Source organism: Streptomyces paludis, assembly GCF_003344965.1.
Lineage (GTDB): Bacteria > Actinomycetota > Actinomycetes > Streptomycetales > Streptomycetaceae > Streptomyces > Streptomyces paludis.
Genome location: NZ_CP031194.1, coordinates 7,716,172 through 7,735,292 on the forward strand (window position 1 = coordinate 7,716,172; position 19,121 = coordinate 7,735,292).

Annotated in this window: 19 protein-coding genes and 5 pseudogenes; 6 read left to right on the forward strand and 18 right to left on the reverse strand. The window is 69.0% G+C overall.

All coding sequences use genetic code 11. From position 1 onward, the window contains the following. Positions 1-30: 30 nt before the first annotated feature. The 4 genes from DVK44_RS33700 to DVK44_RS33715 form a co-directional block, all read right to left on the reverse strand. Positions 31-855: a cyclase family protein gene (locus tag DVK44_RS33700; protein WP_114664408.1), complete on the reverse strand. Its 825-nt coding sequence runs from the start codon at positions 853-855 to the stop codon at positions 31-33. Positions 856-884: 29 nt separating this feature from the next. After that, a complete protein-coding gene (locus DVK44_RS33705; RefSeq protein ID WP_114664409.1) occupies positions 885-1,580 on the reverse strand; it encodes an HAD hydrolase-like protein in 696 nt (231 codons plus the stop codon). Beyond that, on the reverse strand, positions 1,577-3,073 hold the full coding sequence (locus tag DVK44_RS33710; RefSeq protein WP_114664410.1) for an amino acid permease: 1,497 nt from the start codon (positions 3,071-3,073) through the stop codon (positions 1,577-1,579). The genes DVK44_RS33705 and DVK44_RS33710 overlap by 4 nt, the downstream gene beginning before the upstream one ends. Before the next feature lie 147 nt (positions 3,074-3,220). After that, on the reverse strand, positions 3,221-3,691 hold the full coding sequence (locus DVK44_RS33715; protein ID WP_114664411.1) for a hypothetical protein: 471 nt from the start codon (positions 3,689-3,691) through the stop codon (positions 3,221-3,223). 152 nt (positions 3,692-3,843) lie between these two features. Here DVK44_RS33715 and DVK44_RS33720 point away from each other — a divergent pair, with 152 nt between their 5' ends. Then, positions 3,844-4,641 (forward strand): IclR family transcriptional regulator, encoded by a 798-nt coding sequence (locus DVK44_RS33720; RefSeq protein WP_114665612.1) that lies wholly within the window; start codon positions 3,844-3,846, stop codon positions 4,639-4,641. A gap of 42 nt (positions 4,642-4,683) precedes the next feature. Here the strand turns inward: DVK44_RS33720 and DVK44_RS33725 are convergent, their stop codons facing one another. Together DVK44_RS33725 and DVK44_RS33730 are read right to left on the reverse strand one after the other, a co-directional pair. Beyond that, positions 4,684-4,995: a hypothetical protein gene (locus DVK44_RS33725; protein ID WP_114664412.1), complete on the reverse strand. Its 312-nt coding sequence runs from the start codon at positions 4,993-4,995 to the stop codon at positions 4,684-4,686. Between the two features lie 52 nt (positions 4,996-5,047). After that, on the reverse strand, positions 5,048-6,238 hold the full coding sequence (locus DVK44_RS33730; protein WP_331461643.1) for a CehA/McbA family metallohydrolase: 1,191 nt from the start codon (positions 6,236-6,238) through the stop codon (positions 5,048-5,050). Between DVK44_RS33730 and DVK44_RS33735 the strand changes: the two genes are divergently transcribed. Beyond that, positions 6,153-6,674 (forward strand): hypothetical protein, encoded by a 522-nt coding sequence (locus tag DVK44_RS33735; RefSeq protein ID WP_114665614.1) that lies wholly within the window; start codon positions 6,153-6,155, stop codon positions 6,672-6,674. The genes DVK44_RS33730 and DVK44_RS33735 overlap by 86 nt on opposite strands. Positions 6,675-6,794: 120 nt before the next feature. On the opposite strand, the gene DVK44_RS33740 is transcribed toward DVK44_RS33735, so the two are convergent. The 4 genes from DVK44_RS33740 to DVK44_RS33755 all read right to left on the reverse strand — a co-directional run bounded on the left by DVK44_RS33740 (position 6,795) and on the right by DVK44_RS33755 (position 10,800). Continuing rightward, positions 6,795-7,253, reverse strand: a complete 459-nt coding sequence (locus tag DVK44_RS33740; protein WP_114664413.1) for an RICIN domain-containing protein — start codon at positions 7,251-7,253, stop codon at positions 6,795-6,797. A 32-nt stretch (positions 7,254-7,285) separates the two neighbouring features. Then, positions 7,286-8,740 carry an IS607 family element RNA-guided endonuclease TnpB gene (gene tnpB, locus DVK44_RS33745; protein ID WP_114664414.1) on the reverse strand — a complete coding sequence of 485 codons (1,455 nt, stop codon included), beginning with the start codon at positions 8,738-8,740 and terminating at the stop codon, positions 7,286-7,288. Then, positions 8,737-9,312, reverse strand: a complete 576-nt coding sequence (locus DVK44_RS33750; RefSeq protein WP_114664415.1) for an IS607 family transposase — start codon at positions 9,310-9,312, stop codon at positions 8,737-8,739. The genes tnpB and DVK44_RS33750 overlap by 4 nt, the downstream gene beginning before the upstream one ends. Before the next feature lie 607 nt (positions 9,313-9,919). Beyond that, positions 9,920-10,800, reverse strand: a protein-coding gene (locus DVK44_RS33755; RefSeq protein WP_114661317.1) for an IS5 family transposase whose coding sequence is annotated in 2 segments (ribosomal slippage) — positions 9,920-10,440 and positions 10,440-10,800 — 882 coding nt in all. Because the reading frame shifts where the segments join, the coding sequence is not laid out codon by codon here. A 140-nt stretch (positions 10,801-10,940) separates the two neighbouring features. Between DVK44_RS33755 and DVK44_RS33760 the strand changes: the two genes are divergently transcribed. Continuing rightward, positions 10,941-11,501, forward strand: a complete 561-nt coding sequence (locus DVK44_RS33760; RefSeq protein ID WP_114664416.1) for a GNAT family N-acetyltransferase — start codon at positions 10,941-10,943, stop codon at positions 11,499-11,501. A 608-nt stretch (positions 11,502-12,109) separates the two neighbouring features. Here DVK44_RS33760 and DVK44_RS33765 read toward each other — a convergent pair. Continuing rightward, positions 12,110-12,502 (reverse strand): MerR family transcriptional regulator, encoded by a 393-nt coding sequence (locus tag DVK44_RS33765; protein WP_114664417.1) that lies wholly within the window; start codon positions 12,500-12,502, stop codon positions 12,110-12,112. A gap of 49 nt (positions 12,503-12,551) precedes the next feature. Between DVK44_RS33765 and DVK44_RS33770 the strand changes: the two genes are divergently transcribed. Together DVK44_RS33770 and DVK44_RS33775 are read left to right on the forward strand one after the other, a co-directional pair. Further along, positions 12,552-13,850, forward strand: coding sequence for an MFS transporter (locus DVK44_RS33770; RefSeq protein WP_114664418.1), 1,299 nt, complete (start codon positions 12,552-12,554; stop codon positions 13,848-13,850). A gap of 221 nt (positions 13,851-14,071) precedes the next feature. Next, positions 14,072-14,296 (forward strand): annotated as a pseudogene (locus DVK44_RS33775) (IS701 family transposase); the annotation flags it as partial. A 173-nt stretch (positions 14,297-14,469) separates the two neighbouring features. Here the strand turns inward: DVK44_RS33775 and DVK44_RS33780 are convergent. The 7 genes and pseudogenes from DVK44_RS33780 to DVK44_RS36575 all read right to left on the reverse strand — a co-directional run bounded on the left by DVK44_RS33780 (position 14,470) and on the right by DVK44_RS36575 (position 18,933). Continuing rightward, positions 14,470-14,979, reverse strand: coding sequence for an RICIN domain-containing protein (locus DVK44_RS33780; protein WP_162794200.1), 510 nt, complete (start codon positions 14,977-14,979; stop codon positions 14,470-14,472). A 263-nt stretch (positions 14,980-15,242) separates the two neighbouring features. Then, positions 15,243-15,650 carry an outer membrane protein assembly factor BamB family protein gene (locus DVK44_RS33785; protein ID WP_114664420.1) on the reverse strand — a complete coding sequence of 136 codons (408 nt, stop codon included), beginning with the start codon at positions 15,648-15,650 and terminating at the stop codon, positions 15,243-15,245. 52 nt (positions 15,651-15,702) lie between these two features. Further along, a pseudogene (locus DVK44_RS33790) lies at positions 15,703-16,161 on the reverse strand (IS5 family transposase); the annotation flags it as partial. 26 nt (positions 16,162-16,187) lie between these two features. Further along, positions 16,188-17,385: pseudogene (locus DVK44_RS33795) on the reverse strand (IS3 family transposase). Positions 17,386-17,449: 64 nt separating this feature from the next. Further along, positions 17,450-17,668 (reverse strand): annotated as a pseudogene (locus DVK44_RS33800) (transposase); the annotation flags it as partial. Positions 17,669-17,848: 180 nt separating this feature from the next. Then, on the reverse strand, positions 17,849-18,172 hold the full coding sequence (locus DVK44_RS36570; protein WP_162793587.1) for a hypothetical protein: 324 nt from the start codon (positions 18,170-18,172) through the stop codon (positions 17,849-17,851). 548 nt (positions 18,173-18,720) lie between these two features. Next, on the reverse strand, positions 18,721-18,933 hold the full coding sequence (locus DVK44_RS36575; protein ID WP_162793589.1) for a hypothetical protein: 213 nt from the start codon (positions 18,931-18,933) through the stop codon (positions 18,721-18,723). Between DVK44_RS36575 and DVK44_RS38010 the strand changes: the two are divergent. Continuing rightward, a pseudogene (locus DVK44_RS38010) lies at positions 18,904-18,996 on the forward strand (IS5 family transposase); the annotation flags it as partial. The gene DVK44_RS36575 and the pseudogene DVK44_RS38010 sit on opposite strands and share 30 nt — an antisense overlap. Positions 18,997-19,121 lie beyond the last annotated feature (125 nt).

Below are 19,121 nucleotides of genomic sequence, written 5' to 3' on the forward strand. Positions count from 1 at the left end.
CGGGGTTCCCTCATGCGCGGTCCGTGCGGATCATGGTGCGGGGTGCAGGGCGAACACCCGGGCGGGGAAGCCGGATCCGCCCCGCGGCTTGGGCCAGGTGGCCACGATCAGCGCGCCGGCCTCGGGCACCCGGTCGAGCCCGGTCATCAGCTCGATCTGCCAGCGGTCCCGCTCCAGGACATAGCGCTCCAGCCCGAAGTCCCCGGCGGAGGTGGCGAGTCCGGGGTCCGTGTCGGTCTGCTCGTGGCCGACGGCCGTGACTCCGGCCTCCTCGAAGAGATGGCGCAGGACCTCGGCCGACCAGCCGGGGGCGTGGCTGACCCCCGCCCCGTCCTTGTTGGCCATGGCGGCCGGGTCCGGCCAGCGCCGGCTCCAGTCGGTGCGCAGGGCGACGAACGACCCTGCCGGGATACGGCCGTTACGGGCCTCCCAGGCGGTGATGTCGTCCATCGTGGGTACGGAGTCGGGGTCGGCGGCGACACGGGCGCTGATGTCGAGCACCACCAGCGGCAGGATCATCTCCTCGACGGGGATCCGGTCCAGGGCGCGCCCGTCGGCCACGAAGTGCACCGGGGGATCGACATGGGTGCCCCACTGGCCGACCAGGGTGTAGCGGTGGACGGTGAAGCCGTCGCCGCGCGCCATGTCGAACGGTGTCTCGCGCTGCTCGTCGGGGAAGGCGGGGAAGTGCGGCTGCCCCGGGTGGAACGCGTGGGTCAGGTCGGTGAAGACCGTCCGCGCGGTCAGCTCGCGGTACGCGCTCCACAGCGGAGGCTCGGCGCCGGTGGTGGTACCCGTGTCGGCAGTGGTGCCGGTGGTGCCGGTGGTGGAGTCGGTGGTGTCGGTGGTGTCCATGGGGTTGGTCAGCCTCGTCTCTCTGGACCTCATTCGGTTCCGCACGGCGCGTACGCCCCGCGGGTCAGCAGATGTATCAGCTCGGCGGGCCCGGACACGGACGCGACCGCGCCCGCCGACTCCGACGCGTCGCCGTACCCCCACCGCACATGGACGGCGGGAACGCCCTCGGCGGCGGCGCTCTCCATGTCGTACGACCGGTCCCCGACCATCAGCGGCGCGCCGACATCGGCGCCGTGTGCCCGCAGCCGCGCCACACACTCCCGGATGACCTGCCGCTTGGTCGTCCGCCCGGCCGCGTCGGAGATGCCGCACACCGTCACGAGCCGGGTGTCCAGGCCGTAGTGGCGGGTGATCCGGACCGCCTGGTCCTCGACCTTGGAGGTCGCGACGGCCAGGGGCAGTCCGGCGGCGGACAGCGCGTCGAGCATCTCCGGGACGCCGTCGTACAGCGCGCTGTCGAGGGCACCGGCCGCCGCGTACCGCTCCCGGTACGCGGTCAGGGCGCGCAGCGCGGTCTCCTCGTCCAGCCCGAGGGTCCGCCGGAAGGACTCGTACATCGGCGGGCCGACGAAGCCGCGCAGTACCGCCGGGGCGGGGACCGCCGCGCCGACCCCGCGCAGTGCGGCGGCGGCGCTGGCGGTGATGCCGGGCGCGGAGTCGACCAGGGTGCCGTCGAGATCGAGCAGGACGCAGGTGGGCGGGGTGATACGGACAGGTGTCATACGGTCGCTCCGACGCGTGGGCGGCGGCCGTACCGCAGCCAGTAGTAGAGGTAGCAGCCGGCCACGAACGGGACGCCGAAGTACAGGGCCGCCACCTGCCCCGGGTCGAGCGCGATCCCGATCAGGGAGATCAGGCACAGCGCGAAGGCGAGTACGGGCACGACCGGGTAGAACGGCGTCCGGTAGGCCAGGGACCCCAGGTCGCCGCCGTCGCGCAGGAAGCGGCGGCGGTGGAAGAACTGCGAGGCCGCGATGGACATCCACACCCCGACCGCGGCGAAGCCGGCGATCGAGACCAGCACCAGATAGACGGTCTGCGGCGCCGCCACACTGCTGACCAGGGAGGCCGCGCCGCCGAGCATGCTCACGGCGAGGGCGGTGAGCGGGATACCACGTGTGGTGACCTTCCGCAGCCGTTTCGGTGCCTGGCCCTCCTCGGAGAGCGAGAACAGCATCCGGGCGCAGGAGTACAGGCCGCTGTTGCCGGCCGAGAGCAGCGCCGTGATGATCACGAAGTTCATGACATCGGCGGCGTACGGGACGCCGATGGAGGAGAAGACGGTGACGAACGGGCTCTCGTCCAGTCCGACCTTGTCGTACGGGATGGTGGCGGCGATGACGCCGATCGCGCCGACGAAGAAGATGAGCAGCCGGATCACCGTGACGCGCAGGGCCTTGGGGATCGCGGTCGCCGGGTCGGCGGTCTCACCGGCGGCCACACCGATCAGCTCGGAGCCGGAGAAGGCGTAGAACGCGGCCAGGACCGTGATCATGACGCCGGAGAAGCCGTGCGGGAACAGTCCGCCGGGGGTGTCGAAGTTCTCCAGGAGGAAGGGGTGGTGGCCGCCGTCCGCCATCGGGTGGAAGCCGGCCAGGGCCGCGCCGCCCAGCACGATGAGCGCGACCACGGCGATGACCTTCACGAGGGAGAACCAGAACTCGGTCTCGCCGAAGAACCGGGCCGAGACGGCGTTGACACCGAAGACGACCGCGGCGAAGACCACACACCACACCCATACGCTCACCGACGGGAACCAGCGCTGCATCAGCAGCCCGCAGGCGGTGAACTCCGAGCCGAGGGCCACCGCCCAGGTCAGCCAGTAGAGCCAGGCCGTGGCGAAGCCGGTGGCGGGGCCGATGTTCCGGGACGCGTAGATGTGGAAGGCGCCCGAGACGGGGTACGCCACGGCCAGCTCGCCGAGGCAGGCCATGACCAGGTAGACGACGAACGCGCCGACCAGATAGGCCAGTACGGCGCCGAGCGGGCCGGCCTGGGAGATGGTGTACCCGGAGCTGAGGAAGAGTCCGGAGCCGATGACACCGCCCATGGCGATCATCACGAGGTGGCGGGAGTTCATCGAGCGGCGCAGGCCCGGCTGCGGCGGCCCGTCGCCGGACCCCTCGCCGGGTGCGGTGCGGTGAGTGTGTTCCGTACGGGTGCCGGCGGCGGTTCTGGCCGACGGGGAGCTTTCGGGGCTGGCTGACAGGGTCATGGGGCAGTCCTCAAAGTGGCACTGGGCGGGGAACGGCACAGCAGCATGGCGAGGGGTGATGCCAGTTCTTCAGCGGCGGTGGCGGACGCGAGGGGTGGGGCGTACGCCGGGCGGACGGGAGGGGGCGCTGGTCTGTCAGGTGTGGTGTCAGGCGGGCAGGGCCTGGGCGCGGGAGACCAGCTCCAGCGGCGCCGAGAGTTCGACGACGGGGGTCTCCCAGGGGTGGGCGCCCACGATCAGGGACAGCACCCGGGAGATCTCCTCGTCGTCGGTACGGGCGTCGAGGTACGTGGTGAAGGTCAGCGTCGGTGACAGGGATTTCCCGCCGACCGCGCCGAACACGGGCGCCGAACCGGGCCGCGCGGTGAAGCCCTCGGCGCCGATGCTCACCTCGAACACATCGCCGTAGAGGCCGAAGTCGCCGAGGCTGGGCGCGGACTCCAGCACCCGGAGCAGCTCGGCGAAGGAGTCGTCGTCGCGCAGGACGTCGATGTCGCCGGTCCCGACGGCGGCCAGGGTCCGGCGCGATACCGGCCAGTACACCCTGATCGCCCGGACCGAGCGGCGGCGGACCGCCGGCGCTCCGGTTGCCGGGGGCGTCGTCATCGTCGCGGTCATCCCTGTACTTCCCTTCACTGCGTCTCTAGTCTGAGCATCAAATGCACGACTGGATGTAAATAATGCACGAAAACTGGGGGACCGCAAGAGGTGTCACCGGTGGACGGAGCAGTAGAGTGCGCACACCCCCCCTGGCGAGTGAGGTGCCGAAGATGTCCGAAGGAATCACGGATTCGAGCGTGGGCAGGGGCCTCGACGTACTGTCGGCACTCGCCCGCGGCGCGGCGGCGGGCGGCGGCGGGCGGTCCGGCTCGGCGACCGCGCTCGCCCGTGAACTGGGCCGGGAGCGCAGCCAGGTCTCCCGTGTCCTCGGCGCCATGGCCGAGGAGGACTTCGTCCGGCGCGAGGAACACCGCCCCCGCTCCTTCGGCCCGCACAGCCGGCTCTACGCGGACGCCCAGGAGCTGACCGCGCACCGGCTGCGGACCGACGGGCTGACCGCGCTCGAAGGCATGGTCGCCGAAACCGGCGAGAGCTGCTATCTCGGTGTGCTCGTCGGTGACACCACGGTCACCGTCGCCGAACGGCTGCCGGCCGGCAGCCGGCAGATCGGTTCATGGATCGGCCGCCCCTATCCCGCCTACTGCAGCGACTGCGGCCAGGCCCTGCTCGCCGACGCCGACGACGACGAGGTCGCCGCCGTCTTCGCCCGTACGGAATTCGTCCCCCAGGGCCCCAACGCCCCCACCGGCCTGGCCGACTTCCTGGAACGCCTCGCCGCGACCCGCCGGCGCGGCTACTCGATCGTGGACGAGGAGGCCGAACCCGGCCTCTACTCGGTGGCCGTCCCCGTCAGGGACTTCCGCGACGAGGTCGTGGCCGCGCTCCAGGTCGTCGGCCCCCGCGTACGGCTGGAACCCAGAACGCGAGCCTGCGCGGACACCGCGCTGCGCTGGGGCCGACGACTGGAGGAAGCCCTGCGGGGCGGCCCCTCCCCGTGGGACCACTGACGCCACCCACCGGCCCGTTCACCACCGGCGGGGCCCCGGGCATCACAGGGGCATGGGCCCGCTTCCCGAAGCGGAGTCGATGGCCGCCTGCACCGCTTCCAGCAGCGCGGCCAGGCCCTGGGCCTGCTCCCACTCCTCGGCGGTGTACCTCCAGACATCACACCCGCCCCGAGGATCCGGCCGACGGCCGTGCCCGATCTCCACCACCCGCTTCCCCTTACGGTCGGGGCCGGTGACGCGCACGTACATGTGCCCTACGTGGTACCGGACGGGGTCACCGCCGAAGATCTCCAGTATCCGGCCGTCGAACGAGTAGAACCTGTTGCCGACCGTGATCATGATCTCGTCGTTCATGCGGGAACCCTATGCACGGCGATCAGACGACACCAGGCCCCTGAGGTCAGGGTCAGGTCAACGCGATCGGGTTGGTGAGAGCGGCCATAGGACCATGCGGATGGCGTACCTCGATACGGACGAAGGCCGAGTCGCCCGATGTCGTGTGCCACTCGACGGTGCCCACACCGGACTCCGGCAGTACTTCGCGGTGGACTGCGCCGAGGTCGGTGTGAAAGCTGACGGTCGCCGAGGGGACACCGCGGACGCGCGCACGCACCATGACGGGTTCCCCACCGGCCGCCAGGCGTTCGCCGATCCCCGCGCCGCGGCCGGCGGCCAGAGCGGTGAGCGACAGACCGACCTCAGCCGATCCGGCGATCCAACTGCGGCCCGCACGGATACCGGCGAGGACGGCCGACGCGCTGAGACTCTCGGCGAACACGACCGTGTGCGGGATGCCGATCTGTCCCTTGAGGTGGGTGTCGCTGTTGCCCATGGCGGGTAGCCGGCGCCCGGTGTGGATTCCCTCCCCGATACCGCGCCCCCACTCGGCGAGGGCGGCCTCGTTGTCGGCGTTCCACGGCCGGTCCGACGTCCACAGCCCGTTCCACACCTCGACCGCGTCGAATCCCCGGTACGGGTACATGAAGCTGCCCGAAGGATAGGGGGCATGCGGGTGCGCGGCCACGCACAGACCTCCCGACGCGTGGACCTGGTCCAGGCACCGGCCGATGAGTTCGTCGCCCACACGGTAGTCCCAGTTGATCACCTGCCCCGGGGCAACACCGAGCGCGAGCCAGTGCCCGGTCCTCGTGGTCACTTCCTCACCCAGGAGAACCAAGAAGTCGTCTGCGGCGTAACGCCCCCAAACACGGTGCGCCTGCGCAGAGTTGTGCTCCGTGGTGGCGATGAAGTCGAGCCCTGCGGCGCGAGCGTCGGCGGCCAACTGCTCAGGAGTGAGTTCACCGTCCGAGTACACCGAGTGGATATGACAGTCCCCGCGATACCAACCCCCTCTTCGGCCGGCCCTCCTGGGCGGCAATCCGGAACCCGGCATCGCGCTCCTCGTAGCAGAACGACCCAACCGCCCAACGAACGAGCACAGCCACCCCGATGTTCCCGGCGCCGCCATGACCGCCGAGGTCCCTGCTGCGTGAGCCACTAGATTGGTGCGCGTGGAGACACGGGGGCAGAGGTACCGGTACGTGGGGCCGGCTGAGCTGAAGGCGCTTGTCCGGGTGGGTGGTGACGGTCGGGGCATCCGCTCGTCGGCGGACTTCGACGAGTGGGTCTCCGCGCTGCCCTTGGATGAGTTGGCCGAGCCGTTCACGTTCGTCGTAGATGGCGGCGGGGTACTGAGACTGGCTCCACGCCGCAGCGAGCACGTGGTGTGTGCCGGCGGCGGAGAGGTACTGAGCGCCGGCGAGATGAGTTTCCGTGAGGAGTCCGGGCGATGGGTGGTCGAGGAGGTCAGCAACCAGTCCACCGGCTACTGCCCGGACATCAGCTCATGGCCGGCCGTGGCCGAGGCCCTGGACCGGATCGGGATCCATCGACCGTCCGGGTTCACACACGAGATGGTCTTTCGCCGATGCCGCTCCTGCCGAGAGATCAACATCGTGCGGGAGGACGACTTCGTTTGCGTCTTGTGCGGCGAGGACCTGCCGCGGGGGTGGAACGTCAGGGAGCCCGGGTGATTGGTCGGACCGCGAAGATCGGCTCTTGACCGGCGGTGCCACCATGGGAGACCCGAGGAGCGCGGTCACGCCCCGCCCGGCGAGAGGTGCCGGGCGGGGCCGAGTCGTCGCGGAGGCGGGTTACCCGGGTGAGACGACCCAGCGCTGGCTCCGGCTGTTGGTCTTCGTCTCCAGCCGCACTTGGCCGTTCCCTCCGGTGGCTCCGATGACCTCACCGGGGTTCGACGCCCTTGCGATCAGGGTGTTGTCGCCCTCCACTACCAGCTTCCACCGTTGGGTCGGGGTGTACTGGTTGCACACCGCCAGCGCGACGGGCTCCCCGGTCGAGGAGGGGGCCTCCAGGCACCGTCCCCGCGCCGAGTCCCGGAGCTGGACACCGGTCGCGCCCGGAACGGGGCTCTCGGTCCACCGCTGGTACGACGACCCGTTGGGCGACCAGGTGATGGCGTTGCCTCCGAAGGAGTTGGAGTCCAGCATCTGCCCGACCGCCTCGTTGTAGAGGGAGTATGTCTGCCCGGCCGCCGCCTGACTCGCCGGTGCCATCAAACCGTTGCCGAGACCGTAGTCAGGTCTCGGCATTCCGGACGTTTCTGCCCGGAAGGTCCGTCTCGTCACCAGAGCGTGAGGGCTTCGGCTTGAGTACGGTCTCTCGTTTCCGTCTGCCGCTGGTGCGGCAGGGTTGCGCCACCTGCCCGCCCCGCCTCCGCCTTGCGGCGTGGGCGGGTGGCGCGGGTCTTCTGGTCGGCTCCACGAGGTTTCGACACCGATTGGGTGTCCTGGTCTCCGGCCACTCCGGTACCAGTTGTTGCGGCTGCCGCGAGCGCGGCGAGGTTGAGTGCGGCGTTGTCGTCCCGGTCGATGACCAGGCCGCAGGCGTCGCACTGGTAGGTCCTCACGTGCAGCGGCAGTTTGGCTTTCACCGCGCCGCACCCGGAACAGGTCTTCGAGGAGGGGTACCAGCGGTCCACCGTGATGGTGCGGGTGGCGTGGCGCCGGTGGGTCTTGTAGGTGAGCTGGCGGCGGATCTCCCCGAACCCGGCGTCGGCGATCCTTCGCGCGAGACGCCGGTTGCGGAGCATCCCGGCGACGTTGAGGTCTTCGACCACGACCGTGCCGTACTCGGCCGCCACGGCGGTGGTGAGCTTGTGCAGGGCGTCCGCGCGGAGGTTGGCCACCCGGTGATGCACCTTGTTGCGGGCGGCGTTGGCCTTCTCCCACCGCTTCGACGGCTTCTGCCCGGTCCGCTGGTCGGGGCCCTTGTGTCGGGAGACGACGCGGGAGGCGCGGCGCAGCTGCTTGCGTGCCCGGTCGTAGTGCCCGGGATTCGCGATGGCGCGGATCTCGCCGGTGCTGTCGGCCATGACCGCGAGGGTCTTCACCCCGAGGTCGATGCCGACCGCCACGTCCGGCCGCGCCACGCGTTCGAGGTCCCGCTTGACCTCGGCCTGGAACGAGACGAACCAGCGTCCGCGCTCGTGCCGCACGGTCGCGGACAGGATCCGGGCCGTCCCGGCCTGGACGCGGGCGAGGACCTTCACCGTGGGCTCGTGGGTGCGGATCGTGCCCAGCCGGGGCAGGGTGACGTGACGGCCGTCAGCGTCCACGCGGATCACGCCGGTGGTGAACCGGCAGGCAAGGCGCGCCTTGCGCTTCGACTTGAACCGCGGCGCGCCCATCCGCTTGCCGCGCCGTTTGCCGTTCTTGGACTTCGCGTAGTTGTCGAACGCGGCCGACGCGTTCGCCAGGCCGGTGGAGTACGCCTCCTTGGAGTTCTCCTCCCACCAGGCGGCGAACCTCGGATCGGTGTGCTTGGCCTCGTTGAACGCCTTCCGCAGCGCGGGCAGCGACCACGGCCGCCATTGCGTCAGCCCGGCCTCGCCGATGCCGTAGGACTCCTCCGCGCGGCGCTGCCACCAAGAGGCGGTCACCCAGCCGACGGCCCAGTTGTAGGCGGCACGCGCCGCGCCGCAGTGCGAGCGCAGAGCCTGTGCCTGGGTGGCGTTCGGGTCCAGTGCGAAGCGGTACGCCTGCACCACGAACCCGGGCTGCGGCTGGAACCTCTTCACTCGGCGGCCTCGCCGGTCGCTACGGCCACCGCGCGGGCGGCCCGGTTCTTCGCTGCCCGCCGCCCGTACAGGCGGGCGCACATGGAGGTGAGCACCTCGGTGATGTCGCGTACCAGGTCATCGGCGGTCTCGGTGGGGTCGAGGACGACCAGGCGCCGCCCGGACGCCGACAGCGCGGCCTCCAGGTGCTCGACGCCGAACCGGGCCAGCCGGTCGCGGTGCTCGACCACGATCACCGTCGTCTGCGGGTCGGACAGCAGCCGGTGCAGCTTGCGGCGCCGCCCGTTCAACCCGGATCCCACCTCGGTGACGACCTCAGCGACGGCCAGGCCCAGCCCGTTCGCGCCGGACACGACCCGGGCGGCCTGCCGCTCAAGATCGGCTTTCCGGTCAACGGACGACACGCGGCAGTACGCCACCACACGCCCGGACAGCTGGACGGCGACCTCGTCGACCAACCACGTCCCGGACGGCGCCTGACGAACGGGGACGGGCATCTTCCCGTCCTTCACCCACCGCCAGGCGGTCTGGTAGCTCACCCCCTGCTGACGGGCCCACTCCGAAAGCTTCACGAGACCAAGGTATGTGAGACACACGACTAGGGATGACTAGAAAATCTGTAGCAGCTTTCACCCCCCAAGGGCCAGCACCGAAGCCCCCAGCGCGATCGCGGTGTTCCGTGTGTTGAACATTGCGTTCCCCTTCTCGCAGCCCTTCCACGCCTCCCCGTGAAGGCACTCCCGGGCTGTGTGCGAAGACGGTAACCAGCCCCAACAGCAGCACGGAAGAGCTGTCGCCCTGATAGGTCAATTAGGGTTATTCGGGCCATTCATCTCGCGCTCCGAATGCGCCGTACGTTTCAGAATGGTCGCCCGTGCGTGCGATATCTCGTGAGTTCGTCTGGGGCGCCTTCCGCCATGGCGACGAGGAGAACTCGACACGGCTGGCCAGGCGGCGTCTTGGCGGACGAATGGGGAGCCGATGAATATCTGCCTTCTCGCCCAGCACACCAACTGCTCCCGGATCGCACTCGGGCAGCCTGGCTGTCGCCCTGGCCGCGGCGGCCAGGCCCGCCGGCAGGCGATCACCACCGCATGCCACCTCGCAGCCCTTGTCCGAACCGGAGCCCGCTTTGATCGGGGCATCCTGATCGAACGCCTCTAGGTCCTGTCCGGCGGATCACTGGCGGAGCCAGAGCCGGATCGCGGCGGCGGTGACGGTGCCGTGGAAGACGTAGGCCCGTTTGTCGTAACGAGTGGCGACCGCGCGGGAGTTCTTGAGCCGGTTGATGGTCCGCTCGACCTCGTTGCGGCGCCGGTAGCGGTCGCGGTCGAAGCCGGCGGGTCTGCCACCGCTGCTGCCTCTGCGTTGGCGGTTGGCCCGCTGGTCCTTCGGTTCCGGGATCGTGTGCCGGATGTGGCGTCTTCGCAGGTAGCGGCGGTTTCGGCGGGAGCTGTATGCCTTGTCGCCGCTGACGTGGTCGGGCCTGGTTCGGGGGCGTCCGCCCCGTGGCCGGGGGACCCGGATTCGGTCCAGGACCTCGACCATCTGCGGGGCGTCGCCCCACTGACCCGGCGTGAGCAGGAGGGCCATGGGGCGGCAACCGCCTTCGCCGGCGAGGTGGATCTTGCAGGTCAGGCCGCCCCGGGACCGTCCGAGTCCCTCGTCGGGGCGGTGGTGCCGGGGCGTCGTCCTTTTTTCGGGATCTGCGGACGGGCCTTGCGGGCGCCGGCCGCGTGCTGATGGGCCCGGCAGGACGTCGAGTCGATGCCGATCATCGACCAGTCGATCCGCCCGGCCAGGTCGGCGTCGGCCTGGACCGCGTGCAGGATCCGGTCCCAGGTACCGTCCGCCGACCAGCGGCGATGCCGTTCATGGACGGTCTTCCACGAGCCATAGCGTTCCGGCAGGTCACGCCACGGGACACCGGTCCGGACCCGGAAGAGGATCCCGTTGACCACGGTGCGGTGGTCGTTCCACCGGCCGCCCCGGCCACCCAGAGATGGCAGATGCGGCTCCAGCAACGACCACTCGCGGTTCATCAAATCCCCCCGACCCATACCCGAACCAACGAGCGACCGGTCAGAAGGTCACATGATCCGCCGGACAGGACCTAGGCCCGGGAGACATGAACACCACCACTTGCCGCTGGTCGAAAAAGGCGTGGCGGGCCCACCCATCCCATGGTGAAGATCGCGGCATGGCTAACTTCCTGGAGAGCGACCGGCTCGTCCTGCGCGCGTTCACGGCGGCTGACACCGACCGACTGCTGGCCCTGGACAACGACCATCAGGTCATGCGTTTCATCAACGGTGGCCGTCCCACCAGCCGCCAGACAATCCAGACGCGGACTCTGCCCCGGCTCCTGCATGTGTACCCGTGCTGGCAGACCCACGGCTACTGGGCTGCGCAGGAGAGGACCGCCGGCAGCTTCCTGGGCTGGTTCGAGTTCCGGCCGCTGGCGGAGCACAGTGCCGCGGTGGTCGAACTCGGCTACCGGTTGAACCGGGCGGCGTGGGGACGCGGTTACGCGACCGAGGGATCCCGGGCCCTGATCCGCAAGGGGTTCACGGATCTCAAGGTCGGGCGGGTCACGGCGAACACGATGGCTGTCAACACGCGTTCCCGTCGCGTCATGGAGAAGTCGGGCCTGTCCTTCGTCCGGAACTTCACCGGGGACTGGCCGGAGGCGATTGAGGGCTCCGCGTACGGCGAAGTCGAGTACGAACTCACCCGGACCGAGTGGGAACAGTCTCGATAGACCAGCCCTCTACCGCCCGGTACTCGGCCGGGTGAAGACACTAGAGTGGTGCAACCCTGCCACGGCGGCCGTGCGTGGTGCGTAAACCCGATCAACGAGATACATGTCAGCCGGCCGGCCAGCCCTGCTCGTGGTCGGCGTCGCGGCCACTGACGATGCCGCTTGGGAGCGTGAGGCGCCGGATCGCTGTGGTCGAGGACGATTGTGACCGCGCCGGTACTGGCCTGAGAACCTGGGCCGCTACAGCTTCACCGCCGGCGTCTCGGCCGCCGGCGCTTTGCGCCTGCTGCGCGATCCGGAGGCACCGCAACTCGACGACGACGAGGACGGCACCGGTTGGCGCAGCACGGGCCCTCCGGTGCTTCGGGTCGGGCGGTTTGAGCGTGGTGAGCCGACCCGGCTCCGCCTCCTTCCCCTCGGTGCGACCGGTCCCCAGACGAACTGCTGGGATGGGGCGGCTGGGTCAAAGTCCCGGAACGTGACGGCGAACGGGCCGGTGGAAACCCTTTCGCGGTTGCGCACTTGACGGTACGAGGTGATTGCCCCTCGGACCGTACCGCCGAGCGACGGCTGAGCCGGGTCTTGGCCTGTTCGGGCGGGCGGGCGCCTCAGGTGCCCGTTGGAGTGTGTCCGACCCGGGTGGCGCGGAGTTGTCGCAGATGCTGCTGTACGGCGTTCCGGCTGAAGCTCAGGCACTTGACCTGGCTGTCGAGCCGGGCGAATTCGGCGGCGAACAGTGCGACCAGGTCGTCGCCTCCGTCGTCTGTCTCGTCCCTGTCCATCGGGTTCAGTTGTTTGTCGCGAAGCAGCGGCAGGATCAGTCTGGTCGGCAGTCCTGATCTGACCAGGCTGCTCACCAGCGTTGCCTGTTCGACGTCCGCCTCCTGGTAGTGCCGGTAGCCGCTCGGTGCGCGCTGCGGTGTCAGCAGCCCCCGCTCCTCGTAGTACCGCAGCATCCGGATCGGAATCCCGGTACGTCTGGACAGCTCGCCGATCCGCATGAACCGCTCCTTGACTCTCACATGAATGTGAGACTTTACGGTACTGGCCATGACCCCTCAACCCTCCGGGCCCACAGGAGAAGTGCTGCCCCGGCTGCCCTGGCGCGCGCTACTTCTCCTCTCCGGCGCGGCCTTCGCCACCGTCACCACCGAACTGCTGCCCGCGAGCCTGCTGCTGCAGCTCAGCGACGGCCTCGACATCACGCCCGCGGCCGCCGGCGGACTGGTCGGCGCCTGGGCACTGACGATCGCCGTCGTCAGCGTCCCGCTGACGCGGCTGACCGCATGGGTACCGCGCCGGCGGCTCTTCCTTGTCATCCTGCTGCTGCTCGCCCTGACGACCACCGGCACCGCGCTCGCCCCCTCGTACGGATGGGCACTCGCCAGCAGGATCACCGCCGCCGCAGCGCACGGCCTCTTCTGGTCCCTGCTCGTGCCGACGGTGGCCACGCTCGTCCCGCCGGCGCGGATCGGCCGGGCGGTCTCGGTAGTACTGGCCGGGCCCGCAATGGCCAGCATCCTCGGCATACCGCTCGGCGCCACCGTCGGCGCCGCGCTCGGCTGGCGGGTCTCCTTCGCCACGCTGGCGGCGCTGCTCGCCCTGGCCGCCCTGGGCATCCGTACCCTGCCGCTGTCGGACGCGCCCCCGCAGGCAGTACGACAGGAAGGCCGCGACCCGGCGCTGTGGACCGTGCTCGGCGTCGCGCTGGCTGGAGGCCTCGTTATCACGGGCCACTTCCTGCTCTATACCTACATCGCGCCGCTGCTCCGACAGTTCGGCGGGTACGACAACGCCACCAGCGGCATACTGCTGTTCGTCTTCGGGGCTGCCGGGGTGCTCGGCACCCTCGGGGCCGGATCGCTCTCCGACCGGTTTCCACGGCAGGCGCTCGGCTGGGTCAGTGCAGCCTTCGCCGGTAGCGCAGCCTCACTGCTACTACTCGATCTCCATCTCGCCGTGGCAGTCGTGCTGATCGCCGGCTGGGGTGTACTCATCGGGTTGCTGCCGCCGGTCTTCCAGATGCACTTGCTGCGGATCGCCTCCCCCGGCCGGGAGGCCACCTCTGGAGCGATCGGCATCACCGTGCTCAACCTAGGAATCGCCACCGGGGCGACGCTCGGCGGGGCGGTAATCGACAACTGGCAGGCCGGTGCCCTGCCCGCCGTCGCGGCCATTGTGATCGCCATCGCCACCGTCGGGCTGATGGTCAACGGTCTCCGGGGCCAGAGCACCGCCGGTAGTGCCGGAGCCGAACACACCGCCGATGCTGTCCCGGACGGTAACGACCCCCGATGCACAGCGGCCCCGGATCGCAGCGCCGCCGAAGCCGGCGAGTTACGCCCGTGACGGGCGCCGTACTTTCCGTCGTGGCTGCCCTGCCTCTCAGGGCAGCCACGGTTCGTCAGTACAGGCTCAAGCGCAGGTGGGGGAACGTTGCGCAAGCAGGGTCGTATTCGGCGGCAGGCCAGATGACCGGATACCTCTACCAGTGTGAACTGGCCCTGCTGGAAATCGCCCGGCGCAGCTGGGACGACATCACGGTCGAAGTCCGTATGGAAGTCCTCGATGAAGTCCGCCGCTACGTGAGCTGGTACCGGCACATCACCCTCGCTGCCATGCTCGCGCGCGCTTTCCTGGCGGCCACGGCACACCGGGTCAGGGAAAAGGAAGCGGAACCGGTGAGACTGCCGGGGCCGTCGAGCTCTCCGTGGCGGAGGTTCGGCGATCCTGGCAGCTTGTCGGCCCCCAACCCCCGCACCGGCGCGGACGTCGAGGCCGACATCACGCGCTGAGCTGGTCTGGCGCCGACGACGCCAAGCAGTCGCGCGTCGCTGTCATTACGTGCGGCGTTGTCGCACGATCGAGGGACGGCCTCCGTGAAACCATCCCTGACCGCTCAACGTCCCGCTAAAATCCGGCCGCCGAGCCAAACCCGCAGGTCAGACAGTAAAATCCTGCTGGAGTACTATGCGGCTTTTACCTGCCAGAACTGGCTGCTTTGGTTCTTGCACGTGTCCTGGAGCACCGTGCGCCGCTTGCCGTCGGGGATACCCGCGTCCGTAAGGCACTTACCGCTGTGGGCATTCTGGATCTGGACCTTTCCATCCGCGACGCTGTTGAAGAACCATGTCTGGTTCGGTGCGCCGGTGCAGGACCAGATCTGGACGGCTCCGCCGTTGTAGAGCGCGCCGTCCTTGAGGTCCAGACACTTGTCCGGGGCGTTGGCGGAGAAGAAGCTCATCCCGGAGGAGCTGTCCGTCCGGCCGAAGACCTGGTGCTTGCCGGACTTGCACTCGTACTGCTGGACGACTGCGCCGTCCGCACGGGACTCGTCGAAAACATCAAGGCACTTCTGGGTGGACGAGTTGACGAACCGGTAGTGAGCCGGTGCGGCTGCCGCCAACGTGGCGCCGGCCAGGGAGGTGGTGGCCATGACCGCGGACATGGCCACCACCGCATGACGAAATACTCGCATCTCGGACTCCAAGTCTCCAAACGGAACTTACGTCCGTGAACACGCCGGTATCGTCCGGTCAGTTGCGAAAGGGCCTCACATTCACTCGTACGGGCTGATCCCAGGCGACGCGGAGGCCGGGGTGAAACTGTCTGCCTTCGGTGTCCGCCGGTCAGTGGCCGGAGCGGACCGTACGCCACTGCTGGCCGCTTCGGCTGATCAGCCCGCGCCCGCTCAGACAAGCGGTGTCCTCGACAAGGGGAAAGCCCCGCACATGTGGTGGATCAAGTGCCTGTGGCCTCCGTCCCGTCGAGAGAGGCGGAGTAGAGCTGTGTGGAGGTGGTGACGTACACCTTTCCGTCGGCGAACTGCGGTGGTGGGGTGGGTGCTTTGCTGCCCATGCCCGGGTGCTGCGGGCCGCGTGGCAGCAGGGTGCCATCACGGGTGTCCAGGGTGATGAGGCGGCCCTTGGTGTCCACGACGTAGAGCCGTCCATTGTGGACGGCGGGATAGCCGGCGATGGAGAAGCCTGTGTCCACCGACCACAACCGGGTGCCGGTCGCGGTGTCCACCGCGGCGGCTTGCCCTTCGTACGACATGATGTAGGCGGTGTCACGTGAGAATGCCGCGGCCACGTCCGGCCCGGGCAATTTGGTGTAGCGCCAGGACTTGGCCCGCAGATCGAGGCGCAGTGCCGCGGAGCGGAGCGTGCGGGGGTCGGCGGCGGCATCCGAGTAAGAGGAGCTAACACAATGCTCGGACGCGTCGGTAGGTGATCACGCAGCAGGCCAGTTTGAGGAATGCTTCGTGGATGTCGTCGCGGATGTCCCAGCGGATCCGCAGGCGGCGGAAGCCGTGGATCCAGGCGTTCGTGCGCTCTACCACCCAGCGGACCGTGCCGAGCCCGGATCCGTGCGGTACTCCGCGTCGTGTGATGACCGGCTTGATCCCGCGTTTCCACAGCAGGCGGCGGTACTTGTCGTAGTCGTAGCCGCGGTCGGCGAACAGCTGCCGCGGCCGGTGACGGGGCCTGCCGGTGCGGCCCCGGATGTGGGGTATCGCGTCGAGCAGCGGCAGTAGCTGGGTGACATCGTGCCGGTTGCCGCCGGTCAGTGTGATGGCCGGCGGGGTGCCGTGCGAGTCGGTGATGACATGGTGCTTCGAGCCCGGTCTGGCGCGGTCGACCGGGCTCGGCCCGGTGGGCCTTGACCCCGAATCCTGAACACGGGTTATGCGGCTGGTGGCAGCGTAGTTGGTGTGGGGTGGAAGGCGTTCTCGAAGGCGATTGGTGATCGCTGTCCGAGGCGGGAGTGTCGGCGCCGGGTGTTGTAGCGGTGGAGCCGTCTGAAGGCGTCGAGTCGGGCCTCGCGCTCGTTGGGCCAGCTCTTTCGTCCTTGCAGGGTCTCGAGTTTGAAGGCCGCGTTGAAGGACTCGGCGAGTGCGTTGTCCGCGCTGGACCCGACCGAGCTCATGCTTCGCCGAACCCCTGCTGACCTGCAGGCTTCGGCGAAGGCCCTGCTCGTGTACTGGGCTCCGTGGTCGGTGTGCATGATCGATCCGGCGAGGCTGCCGCGGGTGCGGATCGCCGCGGCCAGGGCGTCGGTCACGAGATCCGCGCGCATGTGGTCGGCGATCGCCCAGCCGGCCAGACGGCGCGAGGCGAGGTCGATGACGGTCGCCAGGTAGCAGAACTTACCGCCGTCGATGGGCAGGTAGGTGATGTCGCCGACGTACTTCGTGTTCGGCTTGCCCGCGGTGAAGTCCCGACGGATCAGGTCCGGAGCCTTGGCCGCAGCCGGATCGGGGACTGTGGTGCGGTGCCGGCGGCGCAACCGGACCTCTTCGATCCCGGACTCTCGCATGATCCTGGCGACCCGCTTGTGGTTGACCGCCTCACCGTTCGCCTCGCGGAGCTCGGCGGTGATCCTGGGGACGCCATAGGTGCCGTCCGATTCGCGGTGCACCGCCCGTATCCGGGCGGCAAGCTGTGCGTCGGCCGCCTGCCGGGCGGCCCGGTCCGCGGCTGTCCGGCGCCAGTAGTAGAACCTCGAGCGGCTGACGCCGAGGATGCTGCAGAGCCGCTTCACGCCGTAACGGCGCTGATGGTCGTCGACACACTGGAAGCGGTTCACCAGCGCGTCTCCCCGGCGAAATACTTGGCGGCCTTCCGCAGGATCTCGCGTTCCTCCTCGAGCTCGCGGACCTTCTTCCGCAGAGCCGCGTTCTCCGCCTCCAGCGGTGCCGGCGGCTGGGCCGGTTCCTGTGTCCCCGTGGACGGCTTGCCCCGGCAGCCCGCACCCAGTTCCGCAGGGTCTCCGGATTGATCCCCAGATCGGCGGCGACCGACCTGATCGTCGCATCGGGCCGCGACTCGTACAGCGCGACCGCGTCCGCCTTGAACTGCGGCGGATAGTTCTTCATAACCACGAGATGTCCGTTCTCAGATCCTCAGGATCCAGTGTCTCGTGTGTCCAACATCAGGGGTCAAGGCCCAGCATGTCATCCCCGAACCGAAGCCGAGCTCCTGCGGTAGCCACTCCCACTGGATGCCGGTATGCAGCACGAACAAGATCCCCTGCAGGCACTTGCGGTCGTCCAGTGGCAGCCGGCCCGGATTCCGACTTCGTCGGGGCCGCACCGGCAGCAGCGGCTCGACCCGCAGCCACAAGTCGTCCGACACAAGCCACGGCGGGCCTTTCCCCTTCCCCATGACCCATTCAACGACCAACCGCAGCAACGGACATGCCCAAACAGAGGCTTTCTGTTAGCTCCTCTTAGTGATGGTGCGGGTCGGTTGGTTGCCGGTCGGTATAGAGCGAAAGGTGTTGTCGCTGGTCAGGGCTGTGGCGGCAGGGTCTGGTAGGCGGGGCGGGGCGGTCGGTGTTTCCTTCTATCGCGTGGGGCCCAGTGTGTAGCGGATTCCTGTTGCGGTGAGGTGGAGTTGTTCGCCGTCCTGGACGGTGATGAGGGGGAAGAGCGGGTTGTCCGGGGCGCGGTTGTTGAGTTGTCCGTGGATGCCTGCGGCGCGTAAGAGGGGGCGTGTCCAGGTGGGGAGTGGGTGGAGTCGGCATCGGCGGTGGGCGGTGCTGTCGTGGATTTTGACGGTGGTCGCGGTTTCGTTGATGTCGATGCCGCGGATGAGCGCGAGCCGGTTGATGTCTGCTCCGTTGGCCGCGTGGATGCTCAGTGCTGTGGCGTGGAGGGGGTGTGCCACTGTGGCCATCCGTGTGGCGAAGTCTGCTGATGTGTGGTCAGGTTTTCGCGCGGACGGTGCGCCGCTCGTTGTGGAGGCGTGGGCTGGGGCGCCTTGGCACGGGGCGCGTTTTGGGCGGTCTGTCACTGTGCCGTTCGATGGTGGCGGGGAGGTGATCCACCGGCCGTCGTCCTGGCTGGGGGCTGGGGGCTGGTGCCGGTGGGCCGCTGCTGTCCGGCGTTTCGGGTACCTGACGGCGGGTGTTCCGTCTGACTCAACGGGATACGGGCCTGGGGGGAGGGTGTAGACGAGGCGGTACGGGGTTTCTTCGAGGAGTGTTTTCAGGGTGGGGGTGACCGGCCGGTGCCACAGGAGGGTGAGGCGGATGCCGCACCGTTCCCGCAGGGCGAGCAGCTGTCTCTGGCGGGTGGTGGTGAGGCGGTCGGTGCGGCAGACGATGAGGTGCCCGATGCGGTGGGTGAGGATCCAGGTGGCGACGGCGTCCCAGGCGGGGCGCTGGGAGTCGGCCCATGTTCCGTAGGTTTGTCCGCCTTGGGGGAGACGTTTGCTCAGGGCGGCGAGGAGGTCGTGGGTCGCGCGTACCGGCAGACGGCAGTAGGCCCCCGGTACGAAGACCTGGTGCCGGGCGTGCGGCCGGGCAGCAGCTGGTGGACCTCGCGCCAGACGTCCTCGAAGGACGCGGCCGCGTCGCACGCGGTCCCGGTCTTGCCCTGGAACCCGCCGCAGTTGATCATCAGCACCGCTCCGAAGCGATGATCCACCTCGCGATGATCGACCTCATGACTTGCCGCCTCACCGACGACCCCACTCTGAACTGGGGCGGAACCTGCCCCTGGGACCAAACAGCAATCAACGGACCCGAAAGCTCAGCAACAGGTGAACCGTCAGAATGATAAGAGGCATTTACGATGGGCAATCATGGAAAATTAACATAGTGGTTGTCCCTGGC

Bases quoted from the DNA above. Each gene is read 5' to 3' on its own strand.
- DVK44_RS33780 (WP_162794200.1), bottom strand. From the start codon at position 14,979: ATGCGAGTATTTCGTCATGCGGTGGTGGCCATGTCCGCGGTCATGGCC.
- DVK44_RS33710 (WP_114664410.1), bottom strand. From the start codon at position 3,073: ATGACCCTGTCAGCCAGCCCCGAAAGCTCCCCGTCGGCCAGAACCGCC.
- DVK44_RS33765 (WP_114664417.1), bottom strand. From the start codon at position 12,502: ATGCGGATCGGCGAGCTGTCCAGACGTACCGGGATTCCGATCCGGATG.
- DVK44_RS33770 (WP_114664418.1), top strand. From the start codon at position 12,552: ATGACCCCTCAACCCTCCGGGCCCACAGGAGAAGTGCTGCCCCGGCTG.
- DVK44_RS33740 (WP_114664413.1), bottom strand. From the start codon at position 7,253: ATGCCGAGACCTGACTACGGTCTCGGCAACGGTTTGATGGCACCGGCG.
- DVK44_RS33730 (WP_331461643.1), bottom strand. From the start codon at position 6,238: ATGCCCCGACCGTCACCACCCACCCGGACAAGCGCCTTCAGCTCAGCC.
- DVK44_RS33700 (WP_114664408.1), bottom strand. From the start codon at position 855: ATGGACACCACCGACACCACCGACTCCACCACCGGCACCACCGGCACC.
- DVK44_RS33705 (WP_114664409.1), bottom strand. From the start codon at position 1,580: ATGACACCTGTCCGTATCACCCCGCCCACCTGCGTCCTGCTCGATCTC.
- DVK44_RS33725 (WP_114664412.1), bottom strand. From the start codon at position 4,995: ATGAACGACGAGATCATGATCACGGTCGGCAACAGGTTCTACTCGTTC.
- DVK44_RS33720 (WP_114665612.1), top strand. From the start codon at position 3,844: ATGTCCGAAGGAATCACGGATTCGAGCGTGGGCAGGGGCCTCGACGTA.
- DVK44_RS33715 (WP_114664411.1), bottom strand. From the start codon at position 3,691: ATGACCGCGACGATGACGACGCCCCCGGCAACCGGAGCGCCGGCGGTC.
- DVK44_RS33760 (WP_114664416.1), top strand. From the start codon at position 10,941: ATGGCTAACTTCCTGGAGAGCGACCGGCTCGTCCTGCGCGCGTTCACG.